This window comes from Thalassobacillus hwangdonensis, assembly GCF_042675915.1.
Lineage (GTDB): Bacteria > Bacillota > Bacilli > Bacillales > Halobacillaceae > Thalassobacillus_A > Thalassobacillus_A hwangdonensis.
Genome location: NZ_JBHTKL010000006.1, coordinates 497,137 through 508,253, shown reverse-complemented (window position 1 = coordinate 508,253; position 11,117 = coordinate 497,137). Strand labels below are relative to the sequence as shown.

The 11,117-nt window shown below is 47.0% G+C and carries 13 protein-coding genes, 2 tRNA genes and 1 rRNA gene; 12 read left to right on the top strand and 4 right to left on the bottom strand.

Annotated features, from left to right (window positions below):
• From rrf to tsaD, 8 genes are all read left to right on the top strand, one after another.
• A 5S ribosomal RNA gene (gene rrf / locus ACFQ2J_RS18805) occupies nucleotides 1-83 on the top strand; the annotation flags it as partial.
• A 39-nt stretch (nucleotides 84-122) separates the two neighbouring features.
• Nucleotides 123-199: transfer RNA gene (locus tag ACFQ2J_RS18140), tRNA-Met, on the top strand.
• 97 nt (nucleotides 200-296) lie between these two features.
• Nucleotides 297-373, top strand: a tRNA-Asp gene (locus tag ACFQ2J_RS18135).
• A gap of 118 nt (nucleotides 374-491) precedes the next feature.
• Nucleotides 492-1,469 (top strand): thiamine-phosphate kinase, encoded by a 978-nt coding sequence (gene thiL, locus ACFQ2J_RS18130; protein WP_386063986.1) that lies wholly within the window; start codon nucleotides 492-494, stop codon nucleotides 1,467-1,469.
• Between the two features lie 5 nt (nucleotides 1,470-1,474).
• Nucleotides 1,475-1,930, top strand: a complete 456-nt coding sequence (gene tsaE, locus ACFQ2J_RS18125; protein ID WP_386063983.1) for a tRNA (adenosine(37)-N6)-threonylcarbamoyltransferase complex ATPase subunit type 1 TsaE — start codon at nucleotides 1,475-1,477, stop codon at nucleotides 1,928-1,930.
• On the top strand, nucleotides 1,927-2,616 hold the full coding sequence (gene tsaB / locus ACFQ2J_RS18120; RefSeq protein ID WP_386063981.1) for a tRNA (adenosine(37)-N6)-threonylcarbamoyltransferase complex dimerization subunit type 1 TsaB: 690 nt from the start codon (nucleotides 1,927-1,929) through the stop codon (nucleotides 2,614-2,616). The genes tsaE and tsaB overlap by 4 nt, the downstream gene beginning before the upstream one ends.
• Nucleotides 2,603-3,064 carry a ribosomal protein S18-alanine N-acetyltransferase gene (gene rimI, locus ACFQ2J_RS18115; protein WP_386063978.1) on the top strand — a complete coding sequence of 154 codons (462 nt, stop codon included), beginning with the start codon at nucleotides 2,603-2,605 and terminating at the stop codon, nucleotides 3,062-3,064. Before tsaB ends, rimI begins: the two co-directional genes overlap by 14 nt.
• Nucleotides 3,064-4,101 carry a tRNA (adenosine(37)-N6)-threonylcarbamoyltransferase complex transferase subunit TsaD gene (gene tsaD, locus ACFQ2J_RS18110; RefSeq protein ID WP_386063975.1) on the top strand — a complete coding sequence of 346 codons (1,038 nt, stop codon included), beginning with the start codon at nucleotides 3,064-3,066 and terminating at the stop codon, nucleotides 4,099-4,101. The genes rimI and tsaD overlap by 1 nt, the downstream gene beginning before the upstream one ends.
• Before the next feature lie 305 nt (nucleotides 4,102-4,406).
• Here the strand turns inward: tsaD and ACFQ2J_RS18105 are convergent, their stop codons facing one another.
• Nucleotides 4,407-6,335: an ABC-F family ATP-binding cassette domain-containing protein gene (locus ACFQ2J_RS18105; RefSeq protein WP_386063972.1), complete on the bottom strand. Its 1,929-nt coding sequence runs from the start codon at nucleotides 6,333-6,335 to the stop codon at nucleotides 4,407-4,409.
• Between the two features lie 154 nt (nucleotides 6,336-6,489).
• Between ACFQ2J_RS18105 and moaC the strand changes: the two genes are divergently transcribed.
• From moaC to ACFQ2J_RS18090, 3 genes are all read left to right on the top strand, one after another.
• Nucleotides 6,490-6,978: a cyclic pyranopterin monophosphate synthase MoaC gene (moaC, locus tag ACFQ2J_RS18100; protein ID WP_386063969.1), complete on the top strand. Its 489-nt coding sequence runs from the start codon at nucleotides 6,490-6,492 to the stop codon at nucleotides 6,976-6,978.
• Nucleotides 6,979-6,990: 12 nt separating this feature from the next.
• Nucleotides 6,991-7,644, top strand: a complete 654-nt coding sequence (locus ACFQ2J_RS18095; RefSeq protein ID WP_386063967.1) for a redox-sensing transcriptional repressor Rex — start codon at nucleotides 6,991-6,993, stop codon at nucleotides 7,642-7,644.
• Nucleotides 7,645-7,797: 153 nt separating this feature from the next.
• Nucleotides 7,798-9,195 carry an MDR family MFS transporter gene (locus ACFQ2J_RS18090; protein WP_386063964.1) on the top strand — a complete coding sequence of 466 codons (1,398 nt, stop codon included), beginning with the start codon at nucleotides 7,798-7,800 and terminating at the stop codon, nucleotides 9,193-9,195.
• A 35-nt stretch (nucleotides 9,196-9,230) separates the two neighbouring features.
• Here the strand turns inward: ACFQ2J_RS18090 and ACFQ2J_RS18085 are convergent, their stop codons facing one another.
• On the bottom strand, nucleotides 9,231-9,767 hold the full coding sequence (locus tag ACFQ2J_RS18085) for a GNAT family N-acetyltransferase (RefSeq protein ID WP_386063961.1): 537 nt from the start codon (nucleotides 9,765-9,767) through the stop codon (nucleotides 9,231-9,233).
• A 188-nt stretch (nucleotides 9,768-9,955) separates the two neighbouring features.
• On the opposite strand from ACFQ2J_RS18085, the gene ACFQ2J_RS18080 reads away from it, so the two are divergent.
• A complete protein-coding gene (locus ACFQ2J_RS18080; protein ID WP_386063958.1) occupies nucleotides 9,956-10,219 on the top strand; it encodes a hypothetical protein in 264 nt (87 codons plus the stop codon).
• On the opposite strand, the gene ACFQ2J_RS18075 is transcribed toward ACFQ2J_RS18080, so the two are convergent.
• The gene (locus tag ACFQ2J_RS18075) at nucleotides 10,191-10,397 is read right to left on the bottom strand and encodes a YdiK family protein (RefSeq protein WP_386063955.1); all 207 of its coding nucleotides are present in this window, start codon (nucleotides 10,395-10,397) and stop codon (nucleotides 10,191-10,193) included. The genes ACFQ2J_RS18080 and ACFQ2J_RS18075 overlap by 29 nt on opposite strands.
• The gene (locus ACFQ2J_RS18070; protein ID WP_386063952.1) at nucleotides 10,394-11,116 is read right to left on the bottom strand and encodes a CPBP family intramembrane glutamic endopeptidase; all 723 of its coding nucleotides are present in this window, start codon (nucleotides 11,114-11,116) and stop codon (nucleotides 10,394-10,396) included. The genes ACFQ2J_RS18075 and ACFQ2J_RS18070 overlap by 4 nt, the downstream gene beginning before the upstream one ends.
• Between the last annotated feature and the right edge of the window lies 1 nt (nucleotide 11,117).

Here is an 11,117-nt window from a genome sequence, read left to right as displayed (position 1 = left end):
TTCCCATGCCGAACACAGTAGTTAAGCTCTCCAGCGCCGATGGTAGTCGGGTTTACCCCCGTGAGAGTAGGACACCGCTAGGCTGACTCAATTTCATATCGTATAGTTTTACTATACATTACCGCGGGGTAGAGCAGTCTGGTAGCTCGTCGGGCTCATAACCCGGAGGCCGCAGGTTCAAATCCTGCCCCCGCAACCAATTTATTTCAACTAACAACGTCGAATTAACTTATTCGTTAGTTGAAGATGGTAGTGCCTGTGGTGCAACCAATTAATTTCTCTATTACATAAGTTTTGGTCCGGTAGTTCAGTTGGTTAGAATGCCTGCCTGTCACGCAGGAGGTCGCGGGTTCGAGTCCCGTCCGGACCGCCATTTTTCATTTGAATGTTTCAGCCTTAGGAATTTTCCTAAGGCTTTTGTTATGGACTTTTTTAATTTTCATTGCTTATTGATATAATAGGGATATCTATCTTTTTACGGAGGATTCCTCATGGATGAATTTTCTTTTATTAACTCAATCAAGCCATCCACTTATTCACAGTCTTCGTTACTAAAAGGGATCGGGGATGATGCAGCGGTGTTCCGTGCTGATTATCGGGATGTGGTCACCGCCGTGGACACGATGGTGGAGGATGTCCATTTTTCGAAAGCAACAACAGAACCTTATCATATCGGTTACCGTTGTCTTGCGGCTAACATCAGTGATCTTGCTGCGATGGGGGCAACGCCTGCTTACTATATGGTATCCCTAGTCATTCCAGATAGATGGTCTGAAGAAGCGTTACAGCATATTTATAACGGAATGAACCAGTTGGCAAAGTCTTACCGGATGGACTTGATTGGAGGCGATACTGTTTCAGGGGAGCAGTTGATGCTGTCCATTACAGTATTCGGGTATGTCACGCCTGGAAAAAGTCGTATGAGAAGTCATGCGCGACCAGGGGATGTTCTTTTTGCTACTGGGACACTTGGCGATTCACGGGCAGGTCTCGCTTTAATGTTAGAGGAAGCTTCAATAAGTGATCGTGTTGCGTACGACTTTTTTGTCAGACGTCATCAATTGCCTGAGCCTCGTGTAGCTTTTGCCGAGGAGTTGAATGGCCTGGACAGGCTTGCTCTGAATGATATCAGTGATGGAATTGCCAGTGAAGCGAATGAGATTGCAGAGGCTTCACAGTTGAGCTTGCACATAGATATTGAACAGTTACCTGTTCATCCAAGTATGAAGCAATTTAACCATTATCTTGATTGGGTGCTGAATGGTGGAGAAGATTTTGAGCTTCTGGGGGCAGTTGCTGAACAGGACTGGCCTTCTGTAGTCAAAGCTGCAGAAATAACAGGGGTCGATGTAACGAAAGTCGGCCATGTGACGGAACGAATGAAAGAAGCTCAGGTGTTCCTTTATGAGAAGGGAACTCGAAAACGGTTGGATAAGTCAGGATATACACACTTAAAATCGGATCGGTGATCAATGTGAAAATGTATGAAATCATTACAACATCAGCAGAGCAAACGATGCAGCTTGCGTCTGATATAGGGGAAAGGCTTGAACCAGGTGATGTCCTTACATTGGAGGGGGACCTTGGTGCAGGCAAGACCACGTTCACCAAGGGACTTGGCGCAGGACTTGGAGTGAAGCGCACGATCAACAGCCCTACTTTCACGATCATTAAAGAATATTTCGGTCGGATGCCCCTTTATCATATGGACGTCTATCGTCTGGAAGACAGTGATGAAGATATCGGGTTCGATGAGTACTTCTCAGGTGATGGAGTCGTGGTTGTCGAGTGGGCTCAGTTCATTGAGGAATTTTTACCCGAGGAACGGCTTGATATTGAAATTACTTATAAAAATGAAACAGAACGTGTCATCAAATTGACAGCAGGGAACGATCATATGCAAAAGATTTGTGAGGAGCTAGTCAAATGAATGTGTTAGCAATCGATACATCCAATCAAGTACTGGGTGTGGCAGTAACAAAAGAGGGACAACTGGCTGGTGAGCTGGTCACGAATATCAAGAAGAACCATTCAATAAGATTGATGCCGGCAATTGATCAGTTGATGAAAGAAGCAGGAATGAAGCCTGCTGAACTTGACCGGATCGTAGTTGCTAAAGGGCCGGGGTCGTACACTGGTGTGCGCATCGGTTTGACTACGGCGAAAACGATGGCATGGTCACTGGGAATCCCCGTTGTTGGAATTTCCAGTCTTGAGGTTGTTGCACGCCAGGGCCACTTTTTCGATGGATACATCTGTCCTTTTTTTGACGCGCGAAGGGGTTTGGTCTTTACCGGCTTATATGATGCTTCTATGGATATTGTAAAAGAAGAAACCAACATTCCTTTGGATCAGTGGCTGGAGTCATTGAAGGAACTGGATCGAAAGATATTATTCCTAAGTCAGGACATCGATCTGCACAGAGCTTCTATCGAGGAAGCTTTGGGAGAGCAGGCGGTATTCGCAGACCATGCTTCGATGAATTTACCTCGTCCGAGCATGCTCATTGCGGCAGGTGAAGCGAAGCAGCCGGAAGATCTGCACAGCTTTACGCCAAACTACCTGCGTCTGGCTGAAGCAGAAGCGAAATGGATGGAACAGCATGGGAAGAAGTGAAATGGATACCGCTATCGTTCGTAAAATGACTCAAGCTGATTTGGAAGCTGTCATGGAAGTGGAGCATTCATCGTTCACGGTGCCATGGACGAAGGAAACGTTTGTAAACGAAATGGAAATCAATCGATATGCGCATTATTTCGTCATTGAGAAAGACCAGAATGTCGTCGGGTATTGTGGCCTCTGGGTGATCATCGATGAAGCACATATCACAAATATCGCTATTCTCCCTGAATACAGAGGGAAAGAATATGGCTCCTTTCTGCTCGAGCATGTAATTCAGTACGCTCGCGATATGGGTGCGATCCAGATCTCGCTTGAAGTTCGGGTATCCAATATGGCAGCCCAACGGATGTATCGCAGATTCGGGATGGTACCTGGTGGAGTCCGGAAAAATTATTACACGGATGACGGAGAAGATGCTTTAGTTATGTGGGTGAAATTATGATGACAGAAAAACATGAATATATACTGGCAATCGAGACGAGCTGTGATGAAACGGCGGTTGCGATTGTAAAGAATGGCCGTGAAATCGTTACTAATGTTGTGGCTTCACAAATCGAAAGCCATAAGCGTTTTGGTGGCGTGGTGCCGGAGATTGCATCAAGGCACCATATTGAACAAATTACGATCAGCCTTGAGGAAGCACTGGAAGAAGCTTCGTTGTCGATGGAGGATATAGATGCCATTGCTGTTACGGAGGGGCCGGGATTGGTCGGTGCATTGCTGATTGGGGTTAATGCGGCGAAAGCACTTGCTTTTGCACAGGATAAACCGTTGATCGGTGTCCATCATATCGCAGGTCACATTTATGCGAACAGGCTGGAGAAAGAGTTCGAGTTTCCATTGCTGTCGCTAGTCGTTTCAGGTGGGCATACGGAGCTCATTCTGATGGATGAACACGGTTCGTTTGAGGTGATTGGAGAGACCCGTGATGATGCAGCCGGTGAAGCCTATGATAAAGTGGCGAGAACGTTGAAGCTTCCTTATCCAGGTGGACCTCACATCGATCGTCTTGCACATGAAGGGGAAGTCACAATTGATTTTCCACGTGCATGGCTGGAGTCTGGTTCATATGATTTCAGTTTCAGTGGATTGAAGTCGGCAGTTATCAACAAGCTCCACAATGCTAAGCAAAAAAATGAAGAAATTCCGCCTGAGAATGTCGCGGCAAGCTTCCAGGCGAGTGTTGTGGATGTGTTATCCACAAAAACGTACCAGGCTGCAAAAGAATATGGAGTGAAGCAAGTGATCGTCGCAGGAGGCGTAGCTGCAAATAAAGGGTTGCGTGCGTCTTTGGAAGCGAAGTTTGCTGAAGAAGAGATGGATCTGCTCATTCCGCCATTGAAGTTATGCACAGACAATGCAGCAATGATAGCAGCTGCAGGCTCTGTTGCTTATAACCAGGGGCATCGTGCCGGATGGGACTTGAACGCGAACCCATCATTGAGTCTGGAACGTTACGCAGCAAGAAGTAAGAAGTGATGATAAGGCTTTTCCTTTTCTAAAAAGGGGGAGCCTTTTTAATTTTCTGAAGACATGAACAGAAAGGTTATTAACAGGTGCATATTTATTCTGTGGATAATCATTTAATGAAACGTTTACATGGGATTGTTGATGAATCTGTGGATGATGTGGATAAATAAGATTATACATGTGGATATTGTGGGTAAACCTGTGAAAAACCTTAAAAAAGGGAATGGTGTTGTTAATAACTGTGTGGATTGGTGGATAAGGTCTATACAGGACCATGCACAATAAAAATGCGCCCTAAGACAAGGGCGCATCGTTCAGTCGTGCAGGTTCTCCCATTCTTCCATCAATGCTTCCAGTTTGTTATTCAGTGTTTCATTCTCTTCCGTTAATTCTAAAGAGCGTTCGTGGTCCTGATAAATGTCTGGTTCGCATAAGAGCGCATCGTTCTCTTCGATTTTAGCTTCGATTTCCACAATCTCTGCTTCAATCTCTTCGATTCGTCGCTGACGTTTTCGTGCTTCCCGTTTCTCCGCTTTATCTTGCTGGAAGGATGTCTTTGTATCCTGTGGCTTGTCCATTTTCGCCTGCTGATCCGCTTTTTCCAGTTCTGCAAGCTCCTGTTCTTCTTGTTTCTTTTGGACATAATAATCGTAATCGCCAAGGAACATGCGGGATTCGGTCGTATTCATCTCAAACACCTGGGTCGCGATCTTATTAATGAAGTAACGGTCGTGCGATACGAACAGGATCGTTCCCGGGAAGTCGACTAGGGCAGCCTCAAGCACTTCCTTACTGTCGAGATCGAGGTGGTTGGTCGGCTCATCGAGGATGAGCAGGTTCGACTGCTGCATCATCAGCTTAGCAAGGGAGAGTCGCGCTTTTTCCCCACCGCTCAATGATTGGACAGGCTTAAGGACATCTTCGCCGGAAAACAGGAAGTTGCCTAGAACCGTACGGATATCCTTTTCGTTCTTCATCGGGTATTCGTCCCAAAGCTCATTCAGGACGGTTTTGTTGGAAGACAGCTTCGTCTGTTCCTGGTCGTAATAGCCGATTTGTACATTCGTTCCGATTTGGATGGTTCCGCCTGCTTCTTTCAAATCACCGATGATCGTTTTCAAAAGCGTCGTTTTACCAACTCCGTTCGGTCCGACAAGCGCAACACTGCCGCCACGGTTCAGGTCCAGGTTCAGTCCTTGAAAAACAAACGCGTTGCTATCGCCATATTTAAAGGAAAGATCACGTAACCGCAACACGTCATTCCCGCTTTTCCTTGTGATTTGGAAGGAGAATTTGGCGGACTGATCGTCATCCTTTGGTCTATCAATGCGATCGATTTTCTCCAGCTGTTTTCGTCTGCTTTGTGCACGTTTGCTTGTCGTAGCACGGACGATATTTTTCTGGATGAAGTCCTCCATCTTCTTGATCTCGGACTGCTGCTTTTCATAGCGTTTCATTTCAAGTTCATAGTCTTCTTCTTTCTTTTGAAGGTATTTGCTGTAGTTACCGTGATACTTCTTCGAAGATTGGAAGGCGATCTCATAGACGACGTTGACGATTTTATCCAGGAAGTAACGGTCGTGGGATACGATGACGACGGCTCCTTCATATCCTTGGAGGTAACCTTCCAGCCAGCTTAACGTATCGATGTCCAGGTGGTTGGTCGGCTCGTCCAATACAAGGATGTCTGGCTTGGTAAGAAGAAGCTTACCTAGCGCCAGGCGCGTCTTCTGACCACCGCTCAGTGTGTTGATCGGTGTGTTCAAGTCAAATTTTTCAAAGTTTAGCCCGTTCAAGACTGCTTTGATATCGGCTTCATACTGGTAGCCGCCATCAATCTTGAATGCCTGCTGCTTCTTATCATATTCCTGAAGCAATTCCTGATAGCGGGTCTGGTTTTCGATCAGATCGGGATCAGCCATTTGCACTTCCATCTCCCGCAGTTCCTTTTCCATCTGCTGGAGGTGGGAGAAGACGCCTGTCATCTCATCCCAGATCGTTTTATCGGATTCAAGTCCGGTATTCTGGGCAAGGTAACCGAGCGATACGTGCTTCGGTTTGAAAATCTCCCCGCCATCATAGCTCATTTCTCCGGCCATGATTTTGAGCAGGGTGGACTTTCCGGCTCCGTTCCTTCCGACAATCGCGATCCGGTCGTTCGTTTGCACTTCTATTTTTATATTCGATAGAATCAATTCAGCTCCAAAACGCTTTTCCACTTGATTCACTTGCATCAGAATCATGTCTGTTCACCTCAATGCCCTAAGTTTATCCTACTATCAGGAGAGGGGGCAAGGAGCTAGCTGCAAGTTTGTGAAATTGTTAACGACTTCAACCTTAATGTTTGGTAAAATGAAGGAGATGCCGCACAGGAATTCAATGAAGGAGGCATAGCTTATGTCCGAATTCACGCACTTTAACGAACAGGGACGGGCACGCATGGTCGATATTTCTTCCAAAGGGGAGACCGTCCGTACAGCGACGGCGATGACGAGTGTCCGAGTCAATCAGGAGATTTATGAAAAAGTGACGAACCATGAAATAGCAAAAGGGGATGTCCTTTCCGTTGCACAGGTAGCAGGAATCATGGCGGCGAAAAAGACGCCCGACTGGATTCCGATGTGCCACCAGCTGCAGTTGAAGGGAGTCGACATTGGCTTCGAATGGAAGCATGAAGCAGATACGTTCGAACTGCTGATTCAAGCCACTGTCAAAACGAAGGGCAGCACAGGTGTAGAGATGGAAGCACTGACAGCAGCTTCAGCAACCGCATTGACGGTGTATGACATGTGCAAGGCCATTGATAAGGCGATGGTGATTGGCCCGACATACTTAATGGAGAAGACAGGTGGAAAAAGTGGAGACTTCCACCGCACAACGAAGTAGGAGGTCGCACGCATGGAACTGGATAAACACAAAATACCTCAAGCTACAGCAAAACGATTACCATTATATTATAGATTCATCAACAATCTGCACAGCCAGGGAAAACTGCGCGTCTCATCCAAAGAGCTGAGCGAAGCGGTGAAAGTCGATTCCGCAACGATCCGCCGGGACTTTTCCTACTTTGGAGCATTAGGGAAAAAAGGATATGGCTACAATGTCGAATACCTGCTTTCCTTTTTCCGGAAGACGCTCGATCAGGATGAAACGACGAAGGTTGCGCTTATTGGCGTAGGGAACCTCGGAACGGCATTCCTGCATTATAACTTTACGAAAAACAACAATACGAAAATCGAAGTGGCATTCGAAGCGAGTGAAGATAAAGTTGGACAAGAAGTCGGCGGGGTGCCTATCAAGCATATTGACAGCCTTGAAGATGAAATAGACGATATCGCTGTTGCGATTCTAACCGTTCCGTCTTCTGTGGCGCAGGGAATCACGGATCGGCTCGTGGAAGCCGGAATTTCAGGAATCCTGAATTTCACCCCTGCAAGGATTACGGTTCCGGATACCGTCCGTGTCCATCACATCGATCTTGCTGTCGAGCTCCAGGCACTTGTTTATTTCCTGAAGCATTACCCATTGGAAAATGGCGATAATGAAGCGTGAGTCGGTCTTTTGACCGGCTTTTTTGTTTGGATTTAATAACGGGTTGGGAAAAGATAAGAGGAGCATAAGACGATGATTCGACAAAATAGTATGGTATTATGGTGAATAGATGTTTCGGTAGTCGAAATAAAAGGAAGTTCGGAGGCGATGACGATGAGTAGACTTCCTTCAAAATGGCTCGTAGTAGTTTCCGTTCTGTTCGGAACCTTTACGGTCATTTTGAACAATAGTATGTTGAACCCCACCTTACCGAGGTTCATGGAAATATTCGAAGCGGATGCCGTAGCGGTCGGCTGGATGCTCACGATCTTCATGGTGGCGATGGGGATGACGATGCCTGTCACCGGCTACATGGGTGACAGGTTCGGTAAGAAAAAGGTATATGTCACAGGGCTTGCCATCCTGATCATCGGGTCGATCTGCGGGGCGTTATCGCAGACGCTCAGCATGATCATCATCTCACGCGCCATCCAGGGAATTGCCGGCGGGCTGATGATGCCAATAGCGATGGCTTTGATTTTCAACGCTTTCCCAAGGCATGAGCGCGGGATGGCTGTCGGTGTGTATGGTGTTGCGGCGATGGTCGCTCCGGCGATCGGACCAACCGTTGGGGGCGTCATCATCCAGTACTTTGATTGGCAATGGCTATTCTTATTCAATATCCCGTTCGGATTGATCGGACTTATCTTTTCAAGCAAGTACCTGAAGCGGACGGAAACCAATCCGGAAATCAAATTTGATTATATCGGGTTCGCGATTGTCACTTCAGGAATCGGTGCGATATTGTTTGCACTTGGAAGAGGGAACACGCTTGAAGCGCTGACCTCGCCTTCCAACCTAGCGCTGATCATCGGCGGAATAGCCGCACTGGTCGTATTTGTATTCTTTGAGCGGAAGCAGGAGCAGCCGTTATTGGAATTGTCCGTTTTCCGCGTCCCGACGTACACGGTATCAATCCTGGTTACATCGGCGGCTTCAATCGGATTGTTTTCAGGGATTTTTCTATTGCCATTGTTGATTCAGAATGTGTATGGCTTGAGCGAAATCATGACCGGACTGTTGTTTTTACCGGCAGCGGCTGCAAGTGGAATCTTCATGACGATTGGCGGCAGGATCCTTGACCGGAAAGGACCGAAGTACGTGGTGCCGCCGGGTCTTGCCATTATGGGGATCGCGACTCTCGGGTTGAGCTTCCTAAAATTGTCCACACCATACTGGTGGATCATGGTACTGAATACAGTCCGCGGACTTGGCATGGGGATGGGGAACATGCCAGCCACTACCTCCGGGATGAATGCGATTCCGGATGACCTGGTCGCTCAGGGGTCTGCGATGAACAATATCCTTCGTCAGGTGTCATCGTCGTTAGGCATCGTGTTCTTTTCCATCTATTATGAAGTGAGAAGGGCGCAGGTGGCAGCGACGCCGGGAATCGATATGCAGGCAGCTACATTGCAGACGTTGAATGAAGCTTTTCTCGTTTCTGCCGTCATCCTGCTGCTCGTTGTACCGTTTTCTTTCATATTAAAAGGTGTGCCGGATGAAAAGTAAAATGGGTCCGTCCCTAGTGGGGACAGACCCATTTTTTATTTCCACTCATGTTTGAGAAGACCATATAAATGCATGTCATAAGTTTTACCGTCGCGGATGATGAATTCGCGGTGCGCGCCTTCGTGGGTGAAGCCTAACTTTTCATACAGTCGTTTCGCAGGCTCGTTATAATCGAAGACCGTCAGATGGACGCGGTGCAGGTTGCATTCATTGAATGCGAAATCGATCAGTAGGCGCATTGCTTCTGTGCCGTATCCCTGGCTTCGGTAAGCTTCATTTCCGATGGCGATCGATACCCAGCCGTTTCGCTGGCTCCATAGGATTCCATCGAGCTCGACGTAGCCGATTAACTTGTCATTCTGTATGTCTCTAATGGCGAAGGTGAATTGATCAAACGTTTGATCAATTCCTTCCAGCCACTTTTCGAGCTTCGCGATGCTCTTAGGTTGTGATGCCAGTGCATCGAATTTTCTTGAAAAAGTGGTGTCTTCGTACCACTCGGATATGTATGGCAAGTCTTCTTTAGTAATGCTGGAAAGCTTTACACGCTCTCCTCGTAATAAACGCTTCATGAGTATTTCCTCCTTTTAATATGCTTTGTTCCATTACTTTATGAGTGGAGTAGGGGAGGGGAACGACTCGCTTTCCGTGGGCGTACGCTGAGCCTCCTCGGACGTACCGTCCTGTGGGGTCTCACCATGTACTTATCCCCCACTGGAGTCTCGCCGTTTCCCTTCCCCCTCATCTTTAAGAAGTGTTAATGGAACATCAAATTTTAAATGAAATGGTGTACAGTATGTTTTTTAAGTATTTTTACTTTTTGGGCATTGAGGTGCGGGGAATTTACGAGACTCCTGCGGAAAAACGAATGAGTCGAGACCCCGCAGCGAAGCGAGGAGGCTTGACCGTTCGTCCGTGGAAAGCGAGTGAATTCCCGCACATCAATAGAACCGATGCTTTTAAAAAAGAGGCTGACAGCGTGCCAGCCTCTTTTGTTATTTATTGTTGTTCTTCTGGTTTTTGATCCGGAAGTGCAGGTTGAATAGTCGGATCGAGACAGCGAAATCAAAGGTTGCCAGGATCGCCAGGAAAATCGTGATGAAGTTCCAGATGGTCTCCTCGACACTTTGCGCTGCGATATAGGTGAACACGACCCCCATGATGAAATACAGGGAGGCCATGAACAGCGGTGATGCCTTCATAGAAATAAGCCCCCAATGATAGTTTGTAGGTTTTCGTATTGTTGCTGCATCCGTTCGATGTCTTCTTCAGTCAGGTTGTATTGCACGAGCACGACGATTGCGTTCATCGCCATATGTGCGATGATCGGCGTGACGATGCTTTTCGTTTTTACATAAAGGAATGCGAACGTGATTCCCATTGCTGTATAGACGATCATATGTGTGAAATCGATATGGAATGCCGCGAATGCAATGGCGGACACGATGACCGCGATAAAGAAATTCGTCCGTTTGTAGATCTGTCCGAAGATGATCTTACGGAAGATGATCTCTTCCAGAATCGGTGCGAAAAGGACCATTATGGAAATGAAGATCGGTGACATGCGCGCACGTTCCATCAGATCCTGGGTATTTTCAGAGCCTGGTTTGATTCCGAGTAGGAATGTTTCAATCATTCCGGCAATCATTTGTGCGAAGAATGCAATGAAGATACCGAGAAACGACCATAATGCAATTTCGCCGATGGATGAACGGCTCCTCGTTTCCAAAGCCTGACTCATATCTTTCCGTAACATGAATAGGATAATGATGGTTGCGATAAGAAATGCGGTCACAGACCAGTAGGTGATCGCTGTATTTTTTTCAACGCCGAGCACCATCAGAACCGGTACGGCGATGGCAGACGACAGTTGCGCCACTGCTACATAAACCAAGATGATATACCAGTAGTTTTTAGGCAAA